General features: G+C 73.4%; 19 protein-coding genes. 13 read left to right on the top strand and 6 right to left on the bottom strand.

All coding sequences use genetic code 11. The annotated features are described in order from the left end of the window. The first annotated feature begins 64 nt into the window (after positions 1–64). Entirely contained in the window at positions 65–1543 is a 1479-nt protein-coding gene (locus tag ACI782_RS16445) for an APC family permease (protein ID WP_456911087.1), read from the top strand. 16 nt (positions 1544–1559) lie between these two features. Then, a complete protein-coding gene (locus ACI782_RS16440) occupies positions 1560–3182 on the top strand; it encodes an amidohydrolase (RefSeq protein WP_456911084.1) in 1623 nt (540 codons plus the stop codon). A gap of 12 nt (positions 3183–3194) precedes the next feature. On the opposite strand, the gene ACI782_RS16435 is transcribed toward ACI782_RS16440, so the two are convergent. After that, positions 3195–3770, bottom strand: a complete 576-nt coding sequence (locus ACI782_RS16435; RefSeq protein ID WP_456911082.1) for a TetR/AcrR family transcriptional regulator — start codon at positions 3768–3770, stop codon at positions 3195–3197. Between the two features lie 74 nt (positions 3771–3844). Here ACI782_RS16435 and ACI782_RS16430 point away from each other — a divergent pair, with 74 nt between their 5' ends. Both ACI782_RS16430 and ACI782_RS16425 read left to right on the top strand, forming a co-directional pair. Further along, entirely contained in the window at positions 3845–5386 is a 1542-nt protein-coding gene (locus tag ACI782_RS16430) for an MFS transporter (RefSeq protein ID WP_456911080.1), read from the top strand. 394 nt (positions 5387–5780) lie between these two features. Beyond that, complete coding sequence (locus ACI782_RS16425) at positions 5781–7220, top strand: aldehyde dehydrogenase family protein (protein WP_456911078.1); 1440 nt, start codon at positions 5781–5783, stop codon at positions 7218–7220. A gap of 100 nt (positions 7221–7320) precedes the next feature. Here ACI782_RS16425 and ACI782_RS16420 read toward each other — a convergent pair whose 3' ends face one another. Genes ACI782_RS16420 through ACI782_RS16405 form a run of 4 tightly spaced genes read right to left on the bottom strand, consistent with a single transcriptional unit; the run spans position 7321 to position 12220 of the window. After that, the gene (locus ACI782_RS16420) at positions 7321–8766 is read right to left on the bottom strand and encodes a gamma-aminobutyraldehyde dehydrogenase (protein ID WP_456911076.1); all 1446 of its coding nucleotides are present in this window, start codon (positions 8764–8766) and stop codon (positions 7321–7323) included. A gap of 40 nt (positions 8767–8806) precedes the next feature. Then, entirely contained in the window at positions 8807–9163 is a 357-nt protein-coding gene (locus ACI782_RS16415; protein WP_456911074.1) for a hypothetical protein, read from the bottom strand. Continuing rightward, complete coding sequence (locus ACI782_RS16410; protein WP_456911072.1) at positions 9150–10715, bottom strand: FAD-binding oxidoreductase; 1566 nt, start codon at positions 10713–10715, stop codon at positions 9150–9152. The genes ACI782_RS16415 and ACI782_RS16410 overlap by 14 nt, the downstream gene beginning before the upstream one ends. A 2-nt stretch (positions 10716–10717) precedes the next feature. Then, entirely contained in the window at positions 10718–12220 is a 1503-nt protein-coding gene (locus ACI782_RS16405) for a (Fe-S)-binding protein (RefSeq protein ID WP_456911070.1), read from the bottom strand. Positions 12221–12349: 129 nt separating this feature from the next. On the opposite strand from ACI782_RS16405, the gene ACI782_RS16400 reads away from it, so the two are divergent. From ACI782_RS16400 to ACI782_RS16360, 9 genes are all read left to right on the top strand, one after another. Then, positions 12350–13123 carry a FadR/GntR family transcriptional regulator gene (locus ACI782_RS16400; protein ID WP_456911068.1) on the top strand — a complete coding sequence of 258 codons (774 nt, stop codon included), beginning with the start codon at positions 12350–12352 and terminating at the stop codon, positions 13121–13123. Next, entirely contained in the window at positions 13120–13836 is a 717-nt protein-coding gene (locus ACI782_RS16395; RefSeq protein ID WP_456911066.1) for a cache domain-containing protein, read from the top strand. Before ACI782_RS16400 ends, ACI782_RS16395 begins: the two co-directional genes overlap by 4 nt. A gap of 157 nt (positions 13837–13993) precedes the next feature. Further along, entirely contained in the window at positions 13994–15535 is a 1542-nt protein-coding gene (locus ACI782_RS16390) for an APC family permease (protein WP_456911064.1), read from the top strand. Beyond that, positions 15532–16578 carry an LLM class flavin-dependent oxidoreductase gene (locus tag ACI782_RS16385; RefSeq protein ID WP_456911062.1) on the top strand — a complete coding sequence of 349 codons (1047 nt, stop codon included), beginning with the start codon at positions 15532–15534 and terminating at the stop codon, positions 16576–16578. Before ACI782_RS16390 ends, ACI782_RS16385 begins: the two co-directional genes overlap by 4 nt. A 166-nt stretch (positions 16579–16744) precedes the next feature. After that, positions 16745–18121, top strand: a complete 1377-nt coding sequence (locus ACI782_RS16380; protein WP_456911060.1) for a PucR family transcriptional regulator — start codon at positions 16745–16747, stop codon at positions 18119–18121. Between the two features lie 161 nt (positions 18122–18282). Beyond that, positions 18283–18681 carry a hypothetical protein gene (locus ACI782_RS16375; RefSeq protein ID WP_456911058.1) on the top strand — a complete coding sequence of 133 codons (399 nt, stop codon included), beginning with the start codon at positions 18283–18285 and terminating at the stop codon, positions 18679–18681. After that, entirely contained in the window at positions 18674–20992 is a 2319-nt protein-coding gene (locus ACI782_RS16370; protein WP_456911056.1) for a N,N-dimethylformamidase beta subunit family domain-containing protein, read from the top strand. The genes ACI782_RS16375 and ACI782_RS16370 overlap by 8 nt, the downstream gene beginning before the upstream one ends. A 202-nt stretch (positions 20993–21194) precedes the next feature. Next, positions 21195–21596 carry a hypothetical protein gene (locus ACI782_RS16365; RefSeq protein ID WP_456911054.1) on the top strand — a complete coding sequence of 134 codons (402 nt, stop codon included), beginning with the start codon at positions 21195–21197 and terminating at the stop codon, positions 21594–21596. Further along, positions 21596–23884, top strand: a complete 2289-nt coding sequence (locus ACI782_RS16360; protein WP_456911052.1) for a N,N-dimethylformamidase beta subunit family domain-containing protein — start codon at positions 21596–21598, stop codon at positions 23882–23884. Before ACI782_RS16365 ends, ACI782_RS16360 begins: the two co-directional genes overlap by 1 nt. 114 nt (positions 23885–23998) lie before the next feature. Here ACI782_RS16360 and ACI782_RS16355 read toward each other — a convergent pair whose 3' ends face one another. Next, complete coding sequence (locus ACI782_RS16355) at positions 23999–25513, bottom strand: PucR family transcriptional regulator (RefSeq protein ID WP_456911050.1); 1515 nt, start codon at positions 25511–25513, stop codon at positions 23999–24001. Between the last annotated feature and the right edge of the window lie 33 nt (positions 25514–25546).

Raw genomic sequence — 25546 nt, 5'->3', positions numbered from 1 at the left:
CACACCCACACTAACCGAACGCCGTTCGGATAAGGCGCCCCGGAGAGCCGTGGAAGGACCCACCGTGACCCCACCCCAGCCCCCTGCCGCTGCCGGCGACGCGCCCGGCCAGGGACACCTCAAGCCCGGTGTCCTCGGTACCGGGAGCATCGTGTTCATGGTCGTCGCCGCGGCCGCGCCGCTCACGATCCTGGCCGGGATCGCAGCGCTGGCGATCCTCATCGGCGGCGTCGGCGCCCCGCTGGCCTACCTGTTCGCCGGGCTGACCCTCGCGGTGTTCGCGGTCGCCTTCACCCGGATGACGCGGTACGTGGGCAGCGCCGGGGCCTTCTACGCCTACATCGCCAAGGGGCTCGGCCGGCCCTGGGGCCTGGCGGCCGCGCTGCTGGCGCTGGTGTCGTACAACGCGCTGCAGATCGGGGTCTACGGCCTGCTCGCCGTGCAGACGCAGGCCACCCTGGCCGACCTCTTCGGCGTGACCGTGCCGTGGCCGGTCATCGCGCTCGTGGCCATCGCCCTCGTCTTCCTGGTGGGCTGGGCCGGCATCGACGTCGGGGCGAAGGTGCTCGGGGTGCTGCTGGTCCTGGAGACCGGGATCCTGCTGCTGCTGGCCTTCGCCGTGGTCTTCCGGGACGGTGCCACCGGTCTCGACGGCGCCTCGTTCGCCCCGGCCGCGGCGTTCCAGCCCGGCATGGGCGCGGCACTGGCCTTCGCCTTCGCGGCGTTCATCGGCTTCGAGTCCACCGCCCTGTACCGCCGCGAAGCGCGCGACCCCGAGCGGACCGTCCCGCGGGCGACCTACGCCGCCGTCGTCGGCATGGCGGTCACCTACGCCTTCATCGTGTGGGCGGTCGTGCAGGCCTTCGGCAGCGACCGGGCGGTGGAGGCGGCGGGCGGCGACCTCGCCGGCATGTTCTTCACGGCCATCGCCACGTACGTCGGCCAGTGGGCCGCGACGGCGATGTCCCTGCTGATCGTCAGCAGCGTGTACGCCTCGCAGCTGGCGTTCCACAACGCGATCAACCGCTACGCCTTCGCCCTCGCCGAGGACGGTGTCCTCCCCGGCTGGTTCGGGACGACACACCCGCGGTTCGGCTCGCCCTACCGGGCCGGCCTGGTGCAGTCGCTGCTCGCCGCCGCGGTCGTCCTCGGCTTCGCGGTGGCCGGCGCCGACCCCTACACCCGGCTGCTGCTGTGGGTGAACACGCCGGGCGCGACCGGCATCTTCGTGCTGATGCTCCTGACCGCCCTGGCCACCGTCGTCTACTTCCTGCGCCGCAACCCCGCCGCCGGCACCCGCGTCACGGTCGCCGCCGGCGTCGTGAGCTGCGTCCTGCTGGCGATCGCCCTCTACGTCAGCGTCGACAACGTCGAGCTGATCACCGCCTCGTCCCCGGCGGTCAACACGGTGCTCGTCGGCATCGTCCCCCTGACGCTGGTCGTCGGGTTCGGCCTGGCGACGTGGCTGCGGCGCCGCCGTCCGGCCACCTACGCCCGGATCGGCGAGGGCCAGGACGCGTCGAGCCGGCCGGTGTCGCCGTGAGCCCGGCGGGTGCGGCGTGACCGCCGCGGACCTGGTCGTGTGCGCCGACACGGTGCTCACCCTGACCGAGGGCGCCCGTCCCGTGCAGGCCGTCGCCGTCGCCGGGGGCGTCGTCGTCGCCACCGGCACCCGCGCCGACGTGCCCGACTGGCGCGGTCCCCGCACCGAGGTCGTGGACCTGCGCGACGCCGTCCTGACCCCCGGCCTGACCGACGGGCACCTGCACCCGGTGATGGGCCTGCAGATGACCGCGGACGTCGACCTGTCGTCGGCCCGGTCGCTCGACGAGGTCTCCGGGCTGCTGGCCGCCGCGGCCGAGGCGCGCGGCCCCGACGAGTGGGTGCAGGCCTGGGGGCTGGACCCCAACCTCTTCGCGGGCCGCCCGGTCACCAGCGCACCGGTCGAGGCGGCGGTGGGCGGGCGCCCGGCGTTCGTCCGGCTGTTCGACGCGCACTCGGCCCTGGCCACCGACCGGGCCCTGCGCATCGCCGGGGTCGACGGGCCCCGGCAGTTCGCCCAGCGCTCGAGCGTGGTCTGCGGCGACGACGGGCGGCCGACCGGCCTGCTCCTGGAGAGCGCGGCCATGGACCTGGTGCTCGCGCACGTCCCGCTGGACCCCGTCCCGGTCCGCGCGGCCCAGCTGCGCGCGCTGCTCGCCGACATGGCCGCGACCGGGCTGACCGGCGGCCACGTGATGGACCTGCTCGGCGACAGCCGGGCGGTCGTCACCGCAGCCGAGGACGCCGGCGACCTGCCGCTGCGGCTGCGGTTCGCCCCGTGGTGCCTGCCGGGCGTGGACGCCGACGGGCTGGCCGAGCTGGTCGACCTGCAGGGGCAGGGCGGGCGGCGCTGGTCGATCGGCGGGGTCAAGTTCATGGTCGACGGCACGATCGACAACGGGACGGCGTGGCTGGAGCAGCCGGACGCGCTGGGGGAGTCGACCGACAGCTTCTGGCCCGACCCGGCCGACTACACCGCCGCCGTCCGCGCGCTGGCCGCTGCGGGCGTCCCGACGGCGACGCACGCCATCGGCGACGCCGCGGTGCGGCACGTGCTGGACGCGCTCGACGGGCTCGGCGCGTCGCCGTCCGGGCCGCACCGCGTCGAGCACATCGAGACGCTGCCGGGCCCGCTCATCGGCCGGTTCGTGCGGCAGGGCGTCGTGGCCAGCATGCAGCCGACCCACTGCACCCACTTCACCCGGGCCGACCACACGGACAACTGGTCGGCCCGGCTGGGGAGCGAGCGGGCCGACCGCGCCTGGCGCTGCCGCGACCTGCGGAACGCCGGGGTCCCGCTGGTCCTCGGCTCCGACTGGCCGGTCGCGCCGTTCGACCCTCGGCGGGTGCTGGCCGACGCGCAGCTGCGCCGCCCGGCGGGGGAGCCCGACGTCCCGCCCGTCCAGCCGCACCAGGGGCTGACCCCGCTGATGGCCCTGCAGGGCTACACGAGCCAGGCCGCCGACGCGGCGGGGGAGTCCGCCGCGGCGGGCCGGATCGCCGTCGGCATGCGGGCCGACCTCACCGCCTTCGCCGTCGACCCACTGCGCGCCGACCCCGACGAGCTGGCCGACGCGCCGATCGCGGTGACCGTCGTCGACGGCGCCGTCGTGCACCGGGGCGCGGCCGTCGACGCGTGACCCGCCGTCGGCTCAGCCGGGGTCCACCAGCGGACCCGGGTCGCGGGTGAGCCGGAGCAGGAGGTCCCGGGTGGCGGCGAGCTCGTCGGCGCCGAGCGGCCCCTCGAAGAGCGGGGCGATGGACACCCCGTCGCAGGCACGGAGCACCACGACCACCCGCTGCGGGTCGGCCCCGTCCTCGGCGAGGGTCTCGTTCCAGCGCCGGTAGCGCTCCTGCGACCGGCGGGTCAGCTCGGGGAAGGCGCTGAGTGTGGCCATGAGGGTGGTCTGCTCGACGGCGTCCTGGCCGTGCGCGAGCTCGTCGAAGGTGGCGCGGACGTACGCGCGCAGCAGCCGCCCGGGCGCGGCGTCGTCGGGGTCGACGCGCTCCCGCACCGCCCGGTCGAACTGCTCGAACAGGTCGTCGACCAGGGCGGCCAGCAACTCGTCCTTGGTGCGGAAGTGGTGCAGCAGGCCGCCCTTGGACACACCGGCCTCGCGGGCGACGACGTCGAGGCTGACGCCGGGCCCGTGGACCAGCACCGACCGCGCGGCCGCGTCGAGGAGGGCCCGGCGCGTCCGCGCCGCGTCCCGCACCTGACCGGCCACTGCGCCCTCCCTTCCCCGGCTCCGGCAGCCTAGGCGCGCGCCAACCGACCGTCTGGACGGTAGGCTACGTCCCCATGAGCACCTCGATGGACGTCGACGCACCCCTCCGGGAGGACACCCGTCGCGCCGGGCCACGGGAGTGGGCGGCGCTGGCCGTGCTGGTCCTGGCCGTGGTGCTGCTGTCGGTGGACAGCACCGTGCTGGCGCTCGCCGTCCCGGCGCTCACCGCCGACCTGCGGCCGACCGCCGGGGAGCTGCTGTGGATCGGCGACGTCTACGGCTTCGCGCTGGCCGGTCTGCTCGTGCTCATGGGCGGCCTGGCCGACCGCTTCGGCCGCAAGCGCGTGCTGCTGACCGGCACCGCCGCGTTCGGGCTGGCCTCCGCCGTCGCGGCCTTCGCTCCCGACCCCGCGACCCTGGTCGCGGCCCGCGCCGCCCAGGGTGTCGCGGGGGCGACCCTCATGCCCTCGACGCTGTCGCTGATCCGCAACCTGTTCCCCGACCCGCGGCAGCGGACCCGCGCCATCGCGCTGTGGAGCGCGGGCGCGTCCGGTGGGGCGGTGCTCGGCCCGCTGGTCGGCGGCGTGCTGCTGCAGAGCCACTGGTGGGGCTCGGTCTTCCTGGTCAACCTGCCGGTGGTGGCCGTCCTCCTGGTCGGCGGCTGGTTCCTGCTGCCGGAGTCCCGGGCCCCGCGGTCGGGACAGCTGGACGTCCTCGGGGCGCTCCAGTCGATCGTCGCCATCCTCGGGGTCGTGTACGCGGTCAAGGAGGTCGTCGGCCACGGGCCGACCCCGGCGGCGGTGGCGGCCGCGGTGGCCGGTGTCGTCGCCGCCGTCGTGTTCGTCCGCCGGCAGCGGCGGACCACCCACCCGCTGGTCGACGTCCGGCTGTTCGGCAACCGGGCCTTCTCCGGCGCCCTCGCCAGCCAGCTGATCGCCCTGCTCGCGCTGACCGGTCTGCTGTTCTTCTTCTCCCAGTACCTCCAGCTGGTGCGGGGGCACACCCCGCTGGCGGCGGGGCTGCGGGAGCTCCCCCTGATGCTGGCCTCGCTCGGCGTCGTCGCGCTGGTGGGGCCGCTGGTCGCGCGTGTGGGGACGGGCCGGGCGATCGGTCTCGGGCTCGCCGTCACCGCCGCCGGGATGCTCGGCCTGGCCGGGGCCGAGGCCCTGTCCGGGTACGCCTGGCTGGCCCTCGCCCTCGTCGTCCTCGGGTGCGGCTTCGGGGTGGCGTTCACGCTGAGCACCGACGCGGCCGTGGGCGCGGTCGATCCGCGCCGGGCGGGCACCGCCTCCGCGCTGTCGGAGACGTCCTACGAGCTCGGCGCCGCGCTGGGGGTGGCGCTGCTCGGCTCGCTGCAGACGCTGCTCTACCGCAGCGCGCTGCCGGAGGACGTGGCCGGTCTCGGCGGGGGAGCGGTCCGGGAGTCCTTGGCCCGGGCCGACCAGGTCCTGGGCCCGGACGGCGGTGCGACCGCCGCGCTCGAGGCCGCCCGCGAGGCGTTCACCTGGGCCATGCAGGTCAGCGCGGTCGCGGCCGCGGCGCTGCTGGCGGTCGCGGCGGTCACGGCGTGGGTGATGGTGCCGTCGGCCCGGAAGCGCTCGTCGCACGCCGGCTGATCCGGTCGCCGGACGGGGCGGCGTCCCGGACCACGTCGACGAGCTCGTCGGCGCTCAGCCGGCAGCCGCCCCGGCAGTCGTACTCGACCGCCCGCGCGGGGCCGTCCTCCTCGCCGACCCACCGCCAGCCGACGGCCGCCTCCCCGCCGCACCGCGGGCAGTTCGACCACGTCACCAGGTCGCTTCCGTCATCGGGTCGCACCCGGCTCAGCGTGGCGACGACCGGCTCCGCACGGCCGCTCGCCGGGCCCCGACTTCCGTCGTACGACCGACCGCGCGCTCCTGCCGGTCCGGCGCGCCGCGGCGGCCGAGGTGGACGAACCGGCTCTGGTCCCGGGTGGGCGGCGTCCCGCAGATTCGGCCGGAGTCCCCGCACCCGTCCCGAGGAGGACGCATGACCACCACCCCGTACTGGGTCGCCGGCCGCCCCGCCACCGGCACCGAGGTCCTCGAGGTCACGTCGCCGCACGACGGCACCCCGGCCGGCCGGACGACCCTCGCCGGCCCGGAGGACGTCGAGGCCGCGGTCGCCGCGGCGCACGAGGCCCGGGCGGACTGCGCGGCGACCCCGGCGCACGTCCGCGCCGCGGCGCTGGACTCCGTGTCGCGGCGGCTGGCCGAGCGCAGCGAGGAGGTCGCCGCTCTCATCACCGCGGAGTCGGGCAAGCCGCTGAAGTGGGCGCGGCTGGAGGTCGCCCGCGCGGTCTCGACCTTCCGCTGGGGTGCCGAGGAGGCCCGCCGGTGGTCGGGCACGCTGCAGCGGCTGGACACCGACCCGGCCGCGACCGGCCGGATGGCCCTGGTGCGCCGCGTGCCGCGCGGCCCGGTGCTCGGCATCGCGCCGTTCAACTTCCCGCTCAACCTGGTCGCCCACAAGGTGGCCCCGGCGATCGCGGTCGGCGCCCCCATCGTGCTCAAGCCGGCCCCGGCGACCCCGCTGACCGCGCTGCTGCTCGGCGAGCTCCTGGCCGAGACCGACCTGCCGGCCGGGTCGTGGTCGGTCCTGCCGGTGACCAACGACGTCGCCGCTGGACTGGTCCGCGACCCGCGCCTGCCCGTCGTCTCCTTCACCGGCTCGGTCCCGGTCGGCTGGTCGATCCGCGAGTCCGCGCCACGCAAGCACGTGACCCTGGAGCTGGGCGGCAACGCGGCGGTCGTCGTCGGCCCGGACCAGGGCGACGAGGAGTCCCTGGCGTGGGCGGCCTCCCGGATCGCGACCTTCGCCATGTACCAGGCCGGGCAGTCGTGCATCTCGGTGCAGCGGGCGTTCGCCCACCGCGACGTCGCCGGCGCGCTGACCGAGCGCGTGGTCGAGGCGGTGCAGAAGCTGGTGACCGGCGACCCGACCGACGACGCGACCGACGTCGGCCCGCTGATCGACGAGCCGGCCGCCCGCCGGGTGGAGAGCTGGGTCGACGAGGCGGTCGCCGCCGGTGCGACGCTGCTCACCGGCGGCACCCGGGAGGGCGCGGCGTACGCCCCCACGGTGCTCACCGGCGTCCCGGCCGACGCCAAGGTGTCCCGCGAGGAGGTGTTCGGCCCGGTCGTCATCCTCGACGCCGTGGACTCCCTCGACGAGGCGTTCGCGCGGGTCAACGACAGCCGCTTCGGGCTGCAGGCCGGGGTGTTCACCCGGGACCTGCAGGTGGCCTTCCGCGCCGCGCAGGTGCTCGACGTCGGGGGAGTGGTGATCGGCGACGTCCCCAGCTTCCGGGCCGACCAGATGCCCTACGGCGGCGTGAAGGACTCCGGCACCGGACGCGAGGGCGTGCACGCGGCGATGGAGGACCTCACCGAGGAGCGCGTGCTGGTCCTCACCGGCATCGCCGTCTGACGGCAGCCCGCCCCCTCACGCGCCGAGGCCCCGGTCCGCGCCGGACCGGGGCCTCGCCGTCTCCCGAGGGGCAGAGACGGCCATCTCTGCCCCTCGGGCATCAGGACTCGATGTTGGCCATCACGTGCTTGATGCGGGTGTAGTCCTCGAACCCGTACATCGACAGGTCCTTGCCGTAGCCGGAGTGCTTGAACCCGCCGTGCGGCATCTCGGCGACCAGCGGGATGTGGGTGTTGATCCACACGCAGCCGAAGTCGAGCGCCTTGCTCATCCGCATGGCCCGGCCGAAGTCCTTGGTCCAGACGCTGGAGGCCAGGCCGTACTCGACGCCGTTGGCCCAGGCCAGCGCCTGGTCCTCGTCGCTGAACCGCTGGACGGTGATGACGGGACCGAAGATCTCGTTCTGCACCATCTCGTCGTCCTGCCGCAGCCCGGCGACGACGGTCGGCTCGACGAAGAAGCCCCGGTCGCCCTGCCGCCGCCCGCCCGCGGTGACCTCGGCGTGGTCGGGCGCGCGGTCGAGGAACCCGGTGACGTGGGCCAGCTGGTTGGCGTTGTTGACCGGCGGCACCATCGCGTCCTCGTCCCCGGCGCCGTTGTCGAACGTCGTCCGCGTGTCCTTCGCCTGCTCGGTCAGCGCCGCGACGAAGTCGTCGTGGATGCCCGGCCCGGCCAGCACGCGGGTGGCGGCGGTGCAGTCCTGCCCGGCGTTGAAGTAGCCGGCGACCGCGATCGCCTCGGCGGCGGCCTCGAGGTCGGCGTCGTCGAAGACCACCACGGGCGCCTTGCCGCCGAGCTCGAGGTGCACCCGCTTGACGTCGCGCGCCGCGGTCTCGGCGACCTGCATGCCCGCCCGCACCGACCCGGTGATCGAGACCATCTGCGGGATGCGGTGCTCGACCAGCGCCCGGCCGGTGTCGCGGTCCCCGCAGATCACGTTGAGCACGCCCGGCGGGAGGAACTCCGCGGCCAGCTCCGCCAGCCGCAGCGTGGTCGCCGGCGTGGTGTCCGACGGCTTGAGGACGACGGCGTTGCCGGCCGCGACCGCCGGGGCGAACTTCCAGACCGCCATCATCATCGGGTAGTTCCACGGCGTGACCTGGCCGATGACCCCGACCGGCTCGCGGCGGATCCAGGACGTGTGGCCGGCCATGTACTCGGCGGCCGCCTTGCCCTCGAGGTTGCGCGCCGCACCGGCGAAGAACCGGATCTGGTCGACCATCGGCGGGATCTCCTCGCTCGCGGTCAACCCGAGCGGCTTGCCGGTGTTGCGGCTCTCCAGCGCCACCAGCTCCTCGGCGTGTGCCTCGATGGCGTCGGCGAGCCGGAACAGCGCCAGCGAGCGCTCCGACGGGGTCGCGTCCCGCCAACCGGGGAAGGCGTTCGCGGCGGCGGTGTAGGCGCGGTCGACGTCCTCCGCCCTGGCCACCGGTGCGCTGGCGAACACCTCGCCGGTGGCCGGGTCCACCAGGTCCATGCGGCGGCCGTCGGTGGCGTCGACGTGCTCCCCGCCGACGAAGTTGCGCAGCTCGAGCTTCTCGCTCACGGCAGGTCCCTCTCGTCCGTCTCCGGTGCTGATCCCGTCGTCATCCTGCTGCCGGACCGCTGATCGGTCCAGCCTCCGGGGCCGTCTGCTGCGGATTCCCCAACTCGGCCTCGACCTCCGCCAGGAGCTCGGACCCGGTGACGACCTTCTCGGCGAAGTGGCGGTGCATCCACGCGAGGTGGTCGTGCCGGCTGCGCATGATCCGCAGGGTGTCCCAGTTGGGGAACACCTGCTGGAGCACGTGCTCCTGCATCAGGCGCGGGTCGACCTCGTAGACGTGCTCGAAGGTCGTCTGCGCCACCTCGCTCACCCGGACCGGCGCCGGCGGGGTGTGCTGCTCGGCGAACCGGTAGGGCGCGGTCGCGGACGGGCCGGCGGGCTGGTCATCGGTTCTCATCGGTGGTGTCCCTCCCATAGGCCCGGTCGAGCAGGTACTTGCCCGGGTTCATGACGTTGTTCGGGTCCAGCGCCCGCTTGACCTCGAGCATCACGTCGAAGCCCCGGCCGAGCTCCTGCGGCAGCAGGTCGACCTCGCCCTCGCGGCAGGAGCCGTGGCAGGCGCTCATCGACCCGCCGTGGGCGAGGGCGACCGCGGCGATGTCCCGCTTGGCCTGCACCCAGGCGGCCCAGGCGGCGTCGTCGAGGCGCTGCTCCCAGATGCCGACGTCGATCTCGGTCAGGTAGTCGACCCCGGTGGCGGCCGAGGTGTAGGCGAACATCCCCCAGTCGTCGAAGACGTCGGTCTTGCGGCGCAGGTCGGCCAGGATCTCATGCCACGCCTTGCTGACCGCGGGGACGGCGGAGAAGTTCACCGCGGCGTCCTCGCAGTGCCAGGACATCGGGATGACCTGGCCGTCCTTGGTGCGCCCGTGCAGGGGAGTGGCGTACCGGTCGTGCCGGGCGGCCCAGTCGCCCTCGGAGATCTCGTCGCCCAGGTAGCGGGCGCCGTGCTCCTTGGCGATGCGGAACAACCGCTTGCCGCCAGCCCGCACCTCGTCCTCGTAGCCGTACATCACCGCGCACACCAGGGCGCGGACGTCGGTGGGCTGCGGGATGTAGGCCTCGTCGTCCCGGCGCAGGTAGGCGACCTTGTGCTCGTCGAAGAGCACAGCGCCGGCGAAGGTGGCCACCCCGGCCCGGGCGAGCGCACCGGTGCAGGCGTGCGCGTCGTCGTAGTCGTCGAACGCCCAGAACGGCGAGAGCTCGGCCTCGGGCTTGGGGAAGAGCTTCAGCGTGGCCCTCGTGGCGATGCCGAGGGTGCCCTGGTGGCCCATGAACAGGTGCTTGAGCTGGTAGCCGCTCGAGCTCTTGCTGATCTTCTGCCCGATGCCGTCGCCGACGTGCAGCACCTCACCGGTCGGCAGCACGTGGTCGAAGCTGAGCACCAGGTCGCGGGTGTGCCCGTACCGGGAGCCGATCAGCGACCAGCCGCTGGTGCCGATCCGCCCGCCGACCAGGGAGCACGGGTAGGACGCCGGGTCGTCCGGGTAGAACAGCCCGTGCTTGGCCAGCCGCTCGTTGAGCTTGAGCATGTTGATGCCGGTGCCCACGGTGACGGTGCGGTTGACCAGGTCCAGCTCGTGGATCTGGTTCATCCGCTTGACGTCGACGACGATCCCCCGGCGGTGCGGCACCGCACCGTCGGTCAGGCCGGTGCCGCCGTCGCGGGGGACGACGGGGATGCGCAGCTCGTTGGCGACCTTCACGACCGCGGCCACCTGCTCGGTCGAGGTCGGCAGCACCACGACGTCGGGCACCCGCTCGGACCACCGGTGCACCGGGAACGGGGCGGGGACGCGGGCGCGGTTGTAGCGGTCGGTCTTCGCCAGCAGGATCTGGTCGTCGGCCAGGATCGGCCGCAGCGCCGCGACCAGCCGGTTGAGCTCGGTCTCGCCGAGGGGCTCCCGCGTGAACGGGGTGGTGCCGATGGTGGGGTCGGTGGTCGTCATGGTCAGTGCCCTCCGCACCCGCAGCCGCCGGAACCGTTGCCGCACCCACCGCCGCAGCCGCCACCACCGCAGCCGCCGCGGCTGCTGCCGTGTGCCCGCCGCGCCCGGCCGGGGACGCCGGTGCGCTCCTGGGCCAGCCGCCGGTCGCCGACGTCCCCGCGGGAGCCGCCGACGGTGATGCCGAGCGACTGGGCGAACAGCTCGTGCAGGTCGACGACGTCGATGTCCTCGGCGTCGCCGGCCTCGGACAGCGGCCGCTCCGACCACGGGCAGGCGCTGACCAGGGTGTCGACGTCGAGCTCCGCGGCGCGCTCCAGGCGGGCGGCGCTGATCTTCGCCGTGAGCTCGGGCTTCTCGATCGGCAGGCCACCGCCGCCGCCGGAGCAGTAGGACCACTGGGTGACCCGGTCGACGTCCTCGAAGCGCAGGCCGGGGATGGCCCGGAGCAGCTCGCGCGGCTCGGCCCAGATGCCCTTGCGCTTGTTGAGCCGGCAGGGGTCGTGGTACGTGATCGCCCGGTCCACCGGCACGCTCGGGGCCAACCGGCCCTCGCGCAGCAACTGGGCCAGCACCTCGATGACGAGCACGACCTCGATGTCGAACTCCTCGCCGAAGTACTTCGGGTAGTCCTCGGTGAAGCTGATGTAGTCGTGGGGGTCGAGCACCAGCACGCGCTTGGTGCCCGTCGCGCGCCAGTTGTCCAGGTTGTGGCGGGCGAAGCGCTGCGCCTGCTCGGCGTAGCCCATCTCCGCGGCCGGCCCGCCGCAGCACCACTGCTCGCCCATGAGGCCGAACTCGTAGCCGGCCATCTGCAGCATCTGGGCGACCGCGCGCGGCACCGACGTCCGGTAGAAGGCCGCCTCGCAGTCGACGAAGAGGATCGTCTCGCCACCGATCGGGATGTCGAGGCCCTCGGCCCAGTCGCGCACCTTCTCCTGGCTGACCGGCGTCTCGCCGAGCACCGGCTCGTGCGTGCGCAGGTCGGTGCGCTCGTTCCAGATCTGCCAGTTCGGCTGGTGCACGCCGCTCTCCACGGCGAGCGACCGCACCGCCTTGACGACGTCGACCGTGCGCGTGCGGAACCGGTAGAAGTCGCCGGTGAACAGCGTGTTGGGACAGCGCAGCTCGCAGGCGCCGCACTGCGTGCAGTTGACGTAGTCGGCGGCGATGTCGGCGATGTCGAGCTCGCCGCGCTCCATGGCCACGACGTTGGCGTGGAAGGCCGTGGGGGTCCACGACTCGTTGCGCTCGACCTGGGTGACCGGGCAGACCTCGCGGCAGAACTTGTGCCCCGACGAGAAGCAGTTGTACGAGGTGTTGCGCCACTGCTCGACGAACGCGGCCGTCTTCGGGTCGGTGCGCGGCGGGGGGACGGGACCGGCGAGCGTCTCCGGGAAGTCCGCCAGCTCGGGCGGGTTGGACGGGGCGCCCGGGGTGAACGGCTCGGAGAGGGCGTCGACCCGGGGGATCCCCTCGGACGCCCGGTCGGGCTGGACCTGTGTCACTGCGTGCTCCTCGTCACAGGGGCGGGTGGGGCGTGCGTCACGCTAACGAGGAAAACCTATGGAATCAACGGTTAAGCCGGTGGTTCCGAGGTGTAACACTTCGGGTCATCCCGGTTCCAGGAGGCGAGCGTGCAACTGCTCAGCGGTGACGCCCGGCGCGCCGTCTTCGCGCCCCTGGACGACGGCGCCCTGCGCAGCGAGGCCGTCGTCCGGCGGGTGGGCAGCGCCATCGCCCTGGGCCTCCTGGCCGACGGCGAGCAGCTGCCCACGGAGGCCGACCTCGCCACGATGCTCAACGTCTCCACGGTGACGCTGCGCGAGGCGCTGGCCGAGCTGCGCAAGCTCGGACTGGTCGAGACCCGCCGGGGCCGCGGCGGCGGCAGCTTCGTGCGGTCGCGGGAGGACGTCCTCTCCGAGCTCGCCGACGCCCGCCTGGCCGAGCTGGGCACCACGGACCTGCGCGAGCTCGGCGACGTCCACAGCGCGGTCGCGGCGGCGGCGGCACGGCTCGCGGCGTCCCGCGCGTCGCGGACGGAGATCACCCGGCTGCGGGACATCGTCGACCGGCTGGCCTCGGCCGGGTCGGTCACCGGCCAGCGCCGCACCGACGGCCGGTACTACATCGAGCTGGCGGCCTGCGCGCAGTCGGTGCGACTGACGATGCAGGAGATGGACCTGCACCTGGAGCTCGGCCAGCTGCCCTGGCCACCGGCGCACGCCCCCGGGCTGCTCGACGTCATCGTGGCCGGCCACCGGGCCGTCATCGACGCGATCGAGGACCGGGACGCCGCCCGGGCCCGGGCCCTCACCGAGGCGCACATCGAGACGCGGACGCTCTGGGCGATCGAGCTGCGACTGCAGCGCCTCGGGGACCTTGGCGCACCGCAGCGGGAGGTCTCGTGACCACCGGGACCGACGAGGTCGGGGGGGTCGCCGCAGCGGTGTCCGACCTGGTGGAGCAGGTGTTCGTCACCGTCGCCCGGGTGCGCGAGGCGGTGTCGCACTCGGTCGAGCGCGACGGGCTGCGGGCCCGGAGGTGGGTCCTGCCGGACGGCGTCCAGGAGCTGCTGCGCGAGCCCGGCCAGCTCGCCGTCGGGCTGGGACTGGTCGTGGCACCGCGGCCCGACGAGGGCCTGCCCCAGCGGCTGGAGTGGTGGCAGGTCGACCCGGACGACGGGGAGCTGCACACCCTCGAGCCGGATCTGCGGCCGACGAGCCTGGGCTACTACGACTACACGACGACCGAGTGGTACGACGTCCCGCGCCGGACCGGACGGCGGCACGCCTTCGGCCCCCACGTCGACGTCCACGGCACCGGGCGCTACGTGCTGACCTTCACCGAGCCGGTCCTGGCCGGGAGCGGGTTCGTCGGCGTGGCCGGCGCCGACGTCCCCGTGCGCCGGTTCGAGTCCCACCTCCTGCAGGCGCTCAGCCCGCTGCGGACGCCGTTCGTGCTGCTCAACGACGAGGGCCGGGTCGTCTTGTCGACGGCGCCGCGCCTCGTGGTGGGCAGCCTGCTCCCCGCGGACGCCCCCGCTGCGGAGGGCGGCGCGGCCCTGCCCGGGGTGCCCTGGCGGCTGCTCCTGGTCGAGGACGGGCGGCGGCTCGCCGGCTGACCTGCGCTCGGCGAGCCGGCGACCGGGACGCAACCCCGGGGAAACACGACGGGACTTGTCCTGTGAACTATGGCTCTATAGGTTTTCCGCCGACCTTGTGGCCTGGGGCACACCGACGTCCGTCGGCGCGGCCGGGCCACCGAGCCGAGGAGACCCGGTGACACCACCCGGAGCACACGCCGGCCGAACCGCCGACGACGCACAACTCGCCGCGCTGGGGTACACCGGCGAGTTCCACCGCAGCATGGGCCTGTGGGCCAACATGGCCCTCGGCTTCACGTACCTCTCGCCGCTGGTGGGCGTGTACTCGCTGTTCGCCTACAGCCTCTCCATCGGCGGCCCGCCGGCGATCTGGTGGATCGTGATCGTCGGCGTCGGCCAGCTGCTGGTGTCGCTGGTCTTCGGCGAGGTGGTCTCGCAGTACCCGCTGGCCGGCGGCATCTACCCGTGGACCCGGCGGCTGTGGAACCGGCGCTACGCCTGGATCGTCTCGTGGGTCTACATCTGGGCGATCATCGTCACCGTCACCTCGGTGGCCGAGTTCGGCGGCGGGTTCGTCGCGGCGCTGTTCAGCATCGAGGCCACGCCCGGCGTCGCGCTGGTCACCGCCGTCGCGCTGCTGGTCCTCGCCTTCGCCATCAACTACAGCGGCACCCGCACGCTGGCGCGCATCGCCAAGATCGGCCTGGCCGCCGAGCTCATCGGGGTCATCGCGCTGGGCCTGTTCCTGCTGCTGTTCCGCCGCGAGCAGCCGTTCACGATCTTCTTCGACACGCTCGGCGCCGGCGGCGGCAGCGGCTACCTGGGCACCTTCCTCGCCGCCGCCCTCTCCGGCCTGTTCCTCTTCTACGGTTTCGAGGCCTGCGGCGACGTGGCCGAGGAGGTCGCCGACCCGACCCGGCGGATCCCCAAGGCGATGATCCTGACCATCCTCGTCGGCGGGGTCTCGGGCTTCCTCTCCTACGCCGGCTACGTGCTGGCCGCGCCGGACGCCCAGCTGCAGGCGATCATGGCCGGCGAGGACGTCGACCCGATCCCGACCATCCTCGAGGGCGCGCTCGGCACGGCCGGCTCGAAGGTCTTCCTCGTCGTCACCGTCGTCGCGTTCATCTCCTGCGTGCTCTCCCTGCAGGCCGCCGGCAGCCGGCTGCTCTACGCGTTCGCCCGCGACCGGATGCTCCCGGCCAGCGGCTGGCTGTCCCACGTCTCGGAGCGGCACGCCGTCCCCACCAACGCGCTGCTGGTCGTCTGCGTCGTGCCGGTCCTCATCTGCCTGTTCGTCTTCTGGCGGCCGGACTCGCTCGCCCGCGTCACCGCCTTCGCCGTCCTCGGCATCTACATCGCCTTCCAGGCGGTCGTGCTCGCCGCGCTCCGGCAGCGGCTCAGGGGCTGGCGCCCCGCGGGGCTGTGGAACCTGGGCTCGGCCGGCCTGGTGGTCAACGTGCTGGCGCTGGCCTACGGGATCTTCGCGATCGTCCTTCTGATCAAGCCGGCACCGGGCACCGAGACCTTCCTCGACCGCTGGATCGTGGCGATCGGCCTGGTCATCGTCGCCGGTACGGGGCTGCTGTACCTGTTCCTCGCCCGCCCTGACCGGCACTCTGCGCACATCCCCGAGGGCGACGCCCGCGAGGTGGCCGCACAGCTCCAGCAGATCCGCAGGGACGCCGGTGTCCCGGTGAGGGAGGAGATCCGATGAGGTTCAGCTACGCGATGCTGCCCGACTACCCGCTCGAGGAGTCGATGCGGGCGATCAGGCTGGCCGACGAGCTGGGGTTCCACGCCGTCTACGCCGCGGACGAGACCTGGCACAAGGACCTCTGGCTGCTCTTCGCGGCCGCGTCCCAGCAGACGTCGCGGATCCGCATGGGCCCGAGCCTGTCGGGGGTCGTCCTGCGGGAGCCCTCGCTCATCGCGCAGGCCGCCGCGACGCTCGACGAGCTGACCGGGGGCCGGGCCGAGGTGGTCCTGGGCAGCGGCAACTTCGGCCTGCTCGCCGAGTACAAGATCGACTGGGCGCAGACCAAGCCGCTGTCGCGGGTGATCGAGGGCGTGCACGTCGTCCGCACGCTGCTCGACGAGGGCGCGATCACCTTCGACGGCGAGTTCTTCCGCTACGACGGGCTGTTCACCTTCGCCCGGCCGGTGCAGGAGCGGGTGCCGGTGAAGATGGGCGCGATGCGGGGCCCGCGCTCCTTCGTCGCCGCGGCGGAGCACTCCGACGGCTGCCACCACGCGCTGAGCTACACCCGCGAGGCCTACGACTACGCCGCCGAGCACCTGCGGGCCGGCGCGGAGAAGGCGGGCAAGGACTGGACCACGCTGGACTTCGGTGCGTGGGTGGTCGTCTCGGTCGGGCGCGACTCCGCGGCCGCGAAGGACGCCGCCCGCAGCATGGTCGGCATCTACGCCTCGTCGATGCCGGCCGAGCAGGTCGAGCGCAACGGCGTGGACCCGGACGACCTCAAGCCGATCGTCGACGCGATCGCCGGCGGTGACCTGGCGCGGGGCATCGAGCTGACCACCCCGGAGATCGCGGACAAGCTGTCGTTCTCCGGCACGCCGGAGGAGGTGACCGCGAAGATCAAGGCGATCGAGCCGGCCGGCGTCAACCACCTCATCGCCGCCATCAACGACGCCTCGATCGTCAAGGCGTTCACCGGGCGGGAGATCCCGGGCGTCGCCACCGTGGAGGAGCAGCTCCGGCTGATCCACGACGAGGTCATGCCCGCCTTCGCCTGAGCCCCGTACCGCTGCCGCCCGCAACAGGGCGCGGCGGCGGGGCTCACCTCGGCGGGCCGCGGCTGCTCCGTGGCCGGCCCGCCGAGGTGTGCGGGTCCGACAACACGTCCCTGTAAGGAGCTGCCTGTTGTACGGCCCGGAGGCCTCGACGTCCCCTCTGGCGGACGTGTCCCACCCCCGTCCGAGCACCGGCCGCCGGCTGCTGCCGGTCCGGGCAGCTGACGCCCCGGCCGGGGAGCGGGGGACGGCGTCCCTCAGCACGGACCTGGACCGGTCGTACGACAGCTGGCCCCCGGTGGTGCACGGCTGGAGCGACGTCGTCTCGGCAGTCGCGACGGAGCTGCTCGTCGAGGTCCCGCGACTGACGCGCGAACTGATCGGCGAGTTGCTCGTGAGGTTCCGCGACGACCTCGTTCGCGACCGTCAGGAGACGGCGGCTCTCGAGGCGAGTGTGAGCGACAACCTGCACACCATGTTCCGGATGCTCGCCCACCGGGTGTCCAGTGCGAGCCTCACGGTGCCGCCCAGCGCCCTCGCGTGGCCGCGGCGGCTGGCGCACGACCGGGTGTCACCGCACTCGTTGCAGCGCATCTACTACGTCGGACACCAGCTCATCTGGCGGCGCTGGGTGTTCCCCCGCCTGGCAGCAGCGGGTCTTCCCGCCTCTGAACTGGCTCGGGCGGCCGAGCACGCGGAGGCCGAGCTGTTCGAGTACCTCGACCGGGCAGCGCAGCAGGTGCTCGCGGAGTACGAGGACGAGTTGCTGACCCAAGGGCCGTGGGGACCGCACGTCCGGGAGCAGACGGTCCTGGAGCTCCTCTCCGGTCGGGTGCCCACCGACCAGCAGGTCGCGGAACTGGGCTATCCGATCTCGTCGGTCCACCAGGCGGTCGTCGTCTGGCGGGACTCCCGCGCTCCTCTGGGCGTCGCCGCCCTCCACCCGACCAACGTCGCGGAGCGGGTGTGCCGCGCACTGGGTCGGCGCTACCTGCTGATGGACCGGGGCCCGAACGAGACGTGGGGATGGGTCGAGGTCACCTCGGGGGACGGCGTCCAGCCGGCGACAGCTCCCGGGCCCGTGCTCGGGCTGGGGGACGTCGGGGACGTTCACGTCGCGATCGGCCAGGCCGCGCGGGGGGTACCGGGGTTCCGCGTCACCCACGAGGACGCGGGGCGGGTGCAGGTGGCCGTCGCGCAGGCCCGGCGCCCCGCCCCGTCGATCACGCACTACGCCGAGATCGCCCTCGTCACGCTGTTGACCGCGGACCGGGACGCCGCCGCGGACTACGTCCGTCGGCAGCTGGGAGAACTCGGCGGGGACAGCCCGGAGATGGGACGACTGCGCCGGACGATCCGGGTGTTCCTGGACACCGGACGCAGTCATGCCCGGACCGCTGAGGAGCTCGGCATCCACCGCAACACCGTGCGCTACCGCGTGCAGCGGGCCGAACAGCTCCTCGGACGCTCGGTGCACCACACCGGCTCGGAACTGCACAACGCGCTGCTGATCACCGAGTGGCTGGGACAGCCGTCCGGCTCCTGACCGCTGTGTGCGCTGCGCACAAGTCGGCGCGGCAGTTCGTGCAGCGAGGCCGATGTGGCACAGCGCACCCGTTCCTAGCCTTCTCACATCCCTCCTCGACGCCCGCGCGCCCTCGCGGCTGCGCCGGCGATCCCCTGTCCCGGAGGGAGTGAGGAGAAGCGATGCCCCTGTCCGATCCCACGACGACGCGGGACAAGTCCGAGGACTGGATGGAGGAGTTCCGTCGGCGCCGGGTCGAGGCCCTCCGGCCGCTGGTCACGCCGGAACTCGTCGAGGCCCACCGGGCCAACCCGCGAGGACCGCACAGCCACGAGTTGAACCTCGTGCTCAACTTCGTCCGCGGTCCCGCGTACCCGATGGACGAGAAGCCCTTCGTGCACCTGCGGCATGCCTACGACGACTACGGGCTCGCGCTGATGACGGCCCGTGGGGAACCGGCGACCCTGCTGTCGGAGACCCGCTACACGAGCGAGACAGAGGCCGTCCACGCCGTCTTCCTGCAGCGTCTGGCGGCGCACGGCCTCGACGGCGCGCTCGGTCAGGAGGACGGGGATGTCTGAGCTGTTCATCCGGGGCTACTGCGACCGACCGAGCGTCGCGCCCGGCGAGGTAGTCCGCTTCTACGTCAGCACCGACGAGCCGGCTGAGTACACCGCACGACTGGTGCGCATCGGCTGCGCCGACCAGCCCACCGCGGACGGCGGGCAGACCCGCGTCACCGACGGCGACCACGTCGACCACCTGACCTTCACCCCAGTGGGGTCGGACGTCGACGGCGAGCACGCCGGTCGCCCGCAGCGGACGCAGATCGGCGGCCACGTCGTCGTCCCCGACGGAGGCGGCTCGCTCGCCGGCGAGAACGGGCTCACCGTGCACGCCTTCGTGTGGGCCACGACCCCACAGAAGGACCAGGGCGTGGTGAGCCGCTGGGACGACGCGACGGGCAGCGGCTGGGCCCTCACCCTCGAGGACGGCTTCCCGACGCTCACCGTCGCCGACGGCACCGGGGCCCGCACCGTGGTGCGCACCGACCGGCGGCTGTTCCCGGAGGTCTTCTACTCCCTCGTCGCCGGCTTCGACCCCGGCTCGGGGGAGCTCTTCCTCGAGCAGCGGGTCAGCCTGACCCGGACCAACAGCCGGCTCGGCCACGTGGTGCCACTGGACTCCGACGCCGCCGCGACGGCCACCGGCACCGTGTCGGTCGCCGACCCGCAGATGCCCGTCGTGCTCGCCGGGGTCACCGAGGAGGTGGCCGACGGGCGCACCTGGGTGACCCGCCTGTTCAACGGCAAGATCGATGCCCCCAAGGTGCTGCGCGGCGCGCTGCCGCGGGAGCAGCGGGACGCCCTGCACACCGGCGGTGTCCCCGAAGGTGCCGAGCTGATCGCGCACTGGGACTTCACGCGGCAGGTGCACGCCGGCGGTGTGGCCTCCGACGACGTCACCGACGTGTCCGGCAACGGCCTGGACGGGCGCTGCGTCAACCAGCCCGACCGGGCGATGACCGGCTGGAACTGGGACGGGCACGAGGAGAACTACCTGCACTGCCCCGAGCAGTACGGGGCGATCTGGTTCCACGACGACTCGCTCGACGATTGCTCGTGGACCGACCCGTTGGAGCTGCGAGTGCCCGACGGGTTGCCCAGCGGGGCCTACGCGCTGGTGGTCACCTCCAGCGAGCACGAGGACCAGATCCCGTTCTTCGTGCTGCCGCCACGCGGCACCGCGACGGCCCGGATCGCCGTCCTGATCCCGACCCTGAGCTACCTGGCGTACGCCAACAGCCAGGACATGCAGAACGCGCCGACGGCCCAGGCGATCATGGGCGTCTTCACCAGCATCGAGGACCGCGACCTCGAGCTGCACCGCGATCCGCGGTACGGGCTGTCGACCTACGACTACCACGCGGACGGCCGGGGCGTGCAGTACAGCTCGTGGCGCCGACCCCTGCTGAGCATGCGGCCCCGCTACCGCCACGAGTTCGGCTCGCTGTGGCAGTTCCCAGCGGACATGCAACTGCTCGGGTGGCTGGAGACCTCCGGTTTCGAGTACGACGTGATCACCGATCACGACCTGCATGCCGAGGGTCTGGAGCTGCTCCGCCGCTACAACGTGGTGCTGACCGGCACGCACCCGGAGTACTACAGCGGCCCGATGATGGACGCCTGGGAGGACTACCTGGCCACCGGCGGCCGGGGGATGTACCTGGCAGGCAACGGCTTCATCTGGGTCACCTCCGTGCACCCGGACAAGCCCTGGATGATCGAGGTCCGCAAGGGCGAGACGGGCACCCAGGCCTGGCGGGCCCGGCCCGGCGAGTACCACCACGAGTTCAGCCCCGAGCGGGGCGGCATCTGGCGGATGCGCGGCCGGGCGCCGCAGAAGACCTGGGGCACCGGGATGAGCTCGCACGGGCTGGACGTCTCGACCGGCTACGTGCAGCTGCCCGACGCCCGCGACCCGGCGGTGGCCTGGATCTTCGAGGGGATCGGCCCGGACGAGGTGATCGGCGACTTCGGGCTGGTAAACGGCGGTGCCGCGGGTCTGGAGATGGACATCTACGACCTCAGTCTCGGCACGCCGCCGCACGCGCTCCTGCTGGGCAGCTCGCACGGGCACAGCGTGAACGCCGTGCTGGTCCCCGAGGAGCAGTTCTTCCCGCACGCGGGGATGAACGGCATCGAACACCCCCGGATCCGGGCCGACCTGGTGTACTTCACGACCCCGCAGGGCGGCGCCGTCTTCAGCGCCTCGTCGATGACGTGGTGCGGGAGCCTCCCGGTCCGCAACGGTGACAACAACGTCTCCCGGATGACCGCCAACGTCCTGCGGAAGTTCGCTGCGGACGAGCCGGTGGAGGAACTCGTCTGACCGGGGGGGTGGCGTCCCGCCTCGCCGGGACGCCACCCGCACTCGTGACTCGCCTCCCACCATCCGGGCGCACCGTCGCCCCCTGGGCGACCGCACGCCCGGCTTCTCGATCGGCCGGACCTGGGAGCCCGCGTCAGCGGCTCCTCAGCGCCTGGTCCCTGCCGCCACCTCCCACACCCGTTCGACACCCATGGAGGAGCACATGCCTGTCACCGCTCCGGCCGAGTGCCGGGACCACGCCACCGACTGGGTCGAGTACTTCTACCGGAGACGTGGAGCCGAGATCGCCGCGATGATCGACGACGACCTCATCGCCGAGCACGAGCGCAACCCCATGCAGGCCCAGGGGCACCACAGCGCGACCCTCCACCTGGTGCTCAACTACTTCCGCAACGCGCCGATCATCGGCAAGGAGTTCGTCTACGCCGTCAAGCCCTACGAGCAGTACACGATCGGCATCGTCACCGGCCGAGGCCGGCCGGCAGCGATGCTCGACGAGACGACGTACGCAACCGAGGACGAGGCCGTGCACGCGGTCTTCATGGCGCGCGTCGAGAAGCTCCGCGCCGCTCTGCAGGTCAATCGCGGCGAGGGAGACGACTGATGGGCGTGCTGAGCATCCGTGGCTACTGCGACCGCCCCAGCGTGGCCCCGGGGGAGTCGCTCCGGTTCTACGTGTCCTCGGACGAGCCCGGCGAGTACACGGCCGAACTCGTCCGCCTCATCAACGGGGACCTCAACCCCGTCGGCCCCGGACCGCGTGAGGACGCGATCCCGCACGACATCAACGGCAGCCATCCCGCGCGGTACCAGCGGACCCAGGTCGGCGGGTACGTCGAGGTGCCCGACCTGCGCGGGGCCCTGGCCGGCAGTGACGGCCTGAGTGTCCACGCGTTCATCAGTGCCATGACCCCGTCCCGGGGGCGGCAGGGCATCGTCTCCCGGTGGGACTCTGAGCAGGAGGCGGGTTGGGCGCTCGTCGTGGACGAAGACGGTGCGCTCGCGTTCGTCGTGGGGGACGGCACCGGCGCCACCGACGTCGTCCGCAGTGACCGGCCGTTGTTCCCCGACACGTTCTACTCGGTGACCGCCACGTACGACGCAGCCGAAGGGACCCTGAGCCTCCACCAACGGTCGGTGGTCACGAGCACCAACAGCCGGTTCGGGAAGGTCTTCCCGCTGGACTCCGACACCTCGGTCAGCGCGTCCACCGCCGTCCGGCCGGCGACCGCGGACGTGCCCGTGCTCATCGCCGGCCTGGCCGAGGCGTCCTCAGCCGACCGGACGTGGGTCGTGGGGAACTTCAACGGCAAGATCGACTCGCCGTCGGTCTACCGGGGAGCTCTCGATCCGGCGGCCGCCGCGCGGCTCGCAGCCGGTGAGCGGATCACGCCCTCAGCGGTGCTGGCCCGCTGGGACTTCGCGGCCGGCATCGGTGCGGACGGCGTCCCGACCGACGTCATCCGGGACGTCTCCGGCAACGGGCTGCACGGCAGGTGCGTCAACCAGCCCGACCGTGGCATGACCGGGTGGAACTGGGCCGGGCGCATCGAGCACTTCGTCCACGCCCCGGAGCAGTACGGGGCGATCTGGTTCCACGAGGACTCGCTGGACGACTGCCGGTGGGAGCCGGACTTCGAACTCCGCCTCCCCGACGACCTGCCCTCTGGGTGCTACGCGGTACGAGTCCGCCAGGGCCGCCACGAGGATCAGGTGCCGTTCTTCGTGACCCCGCCCAGGGGCACGGCGACAGCCAAGGTCCTCCTGCTCATCCCCACGGTCAGCTACCTCGCCTACGCGAACTCGCAGGTCATGCAGAACGCCCCCAGCGCCCAGGCGATCATGGGCCACGTCGGGGTGCTCGAAGACACGGACCTGGAGCTGAACGAGCGGCCCGACGTCTACGGGTTGTCGACCTACGACTACCACGTGGACGGCCGAGGTTGTCAGTACACGTCGTGGCGCCGGCCGATCCTCAACATGCGGCCGCGCTATCGCCACGAGTTCGGATCGGTCTGGCAGTTCCCCGCCGATCTGCAACTGGTCGACTGGCTGACCGCACAGGGTCTGACCTTCGACGTCGCGACCGACCACGACCTCATGGCGGAGGGGACGGACCTGTTCCGCCGCTACAACGTCGTCGTCACCGGTTCGCACCCGGAGTACTACACCCGCGAGATGATCGATGCCTGGGAGGACTACCTGGCCGAGGGCGGCCGTGGCATGTACCTCGCCGGCAACGGCATGTACTGGATCGCTTCCCAGCACCCGGAGAAGCCCTGGCTCATGGAGATCCGGAAGGGGGAGTCGGGAGACCAGGCTTGGCGGGCCCGGCCGGGCGAGCTCCACCACAGCACCAGCGGCGAGCGCGGCGGCCTGTGGCGCATGAGGGCCCGCGCCTCCGCCAAGGTGTGGGGCGTCGTCTACACCTCGCACGGCCTGGACGTCTCCACCGGGTTCGTCCCGATGCCGGACGCGCGGGAGCCGAGCCTGAAGTGGATGTTCGAGGGCATCGGCCCGGACGAGGTCATCGGGGACTTCGGCCTCGTCGGTGGTGGCGCCGCCGGCCTGGAGGTCGACCGCTACGACCAGAGCCTGGGGACGCCACCGAACGCCTACCTCGTCGCGAGCTCGTACGGCCACAGCCCCAACTGGGGTCTGGTCCCGGAGGAGCAGTACTTCGTGCACTCCGGGATGAACGGGCCCGAGCACCCTGCGGTCCGAGGCGACATCACGTACTTCTCGACGAAGAACGGTGGGGCCATGTTCGCCGCCTCGTCCATGTCGTGGTGCGCCAGCCTCTCCTGGAACGAGTACCGCAACAACGTCTCCGTGCTGACCGGCAACGTCCTCCGCCGGTTCGCCATGGACGGTCCGCTCGAGGAGGTGTAACCGACCGGGGCCCTCGTCGCCCTAGCCCATCCGGGACCGCCGGCGGCGCAGTCGGCACCGCCGACGGTCCCGTCCGCACGCGGCCGGTCCGGCCGGCCGGGCCCTCGTGCGTGCTCAGCCGGTGGGCGGGTGCAGGGCCAGCCAGAGCTCGGCCCGGACGCCGGGGGAGTCCAGGTCGCGGCCGAGCAGCTCCTGCGCCCGGTGGATGCGCTTGCGCAGCGTGTGCCGGTGCACGCCGAGGCGGGCGGCGGCCGGCTCCCACTGGCCGTGGGCGGCCAGCCACACCCGCAGCGACTCGACGAGGTCGCCGGGGCCGGCCCGGTCGGCGGCGACCAGCGGGGCGAGTGCCGCCTCGGCGAACGCGGTGGTGGCGTCCGGGTCGAGCAGCGCGGCCAGGCCCCGGCCGACCAGGTCGGGGAAGGCGGTCACCGGCCGGCCGGTCGCCCGCCCGTGCTCGGCGGCCTGCCGGGCCTGCCGCACGCCCTCGGCCAGCCGGCCCCACGGCACGGGCGGCGCCGTCCCGACGACGGCACCCGGCACCCGCTCGGGCAGCACGGCCAGCCGCCGGTCCAGCGGCCCGTCGGCGGCGACCAGGACGACGAGCGCGTCGTCCAGCTCCGCGGAGAACACCGGCTCCCGGCCGTGCGCCGCGGCGTCGGCGGCCACGTCGACGGCGGCGGCCCGCTGCTCGGCGCTGCCGAGCACGGCGAGCGGCCGGACCGGTCCGGTCGGCAGCCGGTCGCCGAGCGCGGCGATCGCCGGGGCCACCGCGGCCTCCTCGCCGGCGAGCAGCAGCCGCAGCAGCGCGGCCCGCAGCGCGGCGGTGGCGCTGTCGAGCGCCCGGGACTGCTCCAACCGCAGCGTCAACAGCAGCGCGGCGGCGTTGACGACGTGCCGGTCGGCGGCGGGGAACGGCCCGGGGCGCCCGACGGCGAGGAACCCGCGCGTGCGCGTCCCGGTGCCCAGCGACTGCAGCAGCACCGTCTCGCCGGGCTGGGTGAGCGCCGCACCGGCCGGGGGGCGTGTGCCGCGCAGCCGGTCGAGGGCCGGGGCGAGGGCGCCGGCGCGGGTCCGGGCGGCCGGCGGCGCGGCCTCCAGCGGTGTCCCGACCGCGTCGACGAGCAGCGCCCACCCGCCGAGGTGGCGGGCCAGCCGGTCGACCACGGTGCCCGGCGCACCGGGGGCGACCGCGGCGCGGGTCAGCTCCTGCTGGACCGCCGAGGTCCGGGCGACCGCCGCGTACTCCTCCGCTGCGAGGGCGGTGGACACCGCGCGCGAGAGGGCGATGAACGGTGTCTGCCGGGGCACCTCGAGCACGGCCACCCCGTGGGCGTCCGCCGCCGCGACGAGCTCCTCGGGCACCGCGGGGAGGCTCAGGCCCGTGCCCACGCCGAGGCCCACCACCCCGACGTCGGCCAGCCGGCGCACGTAGTCCCGCATCCCCGCGCCGTCGGGCGGGAGGCCGAGGCCGGTGCTCAGCAGCAGCTCGCCGCCCGCGAGGAACGGGGTCGGGTCGCCCAGCTCGCTGACGTGCACCCACGAGACCGGGCGGTCGACCGCCGCGGTGCGGGTGTGCAGCGTCAGCTCCAGGGAGGCGGTGCGCAGCAGCGTCGCGACGGTGACCGGCACGGCAACCTCCGACGGATTGGACACCAGGGCCCT

The sequence above is a fragment of the Geodermatophilus sp. SYSU D00703 genome, from assembly GCF_054050155.1.
The sequence above is the reverse complement of the archived record's forward strand: the minus strand, read 5'-3'. Positions and strand labels throughout refer to the sequence as shown.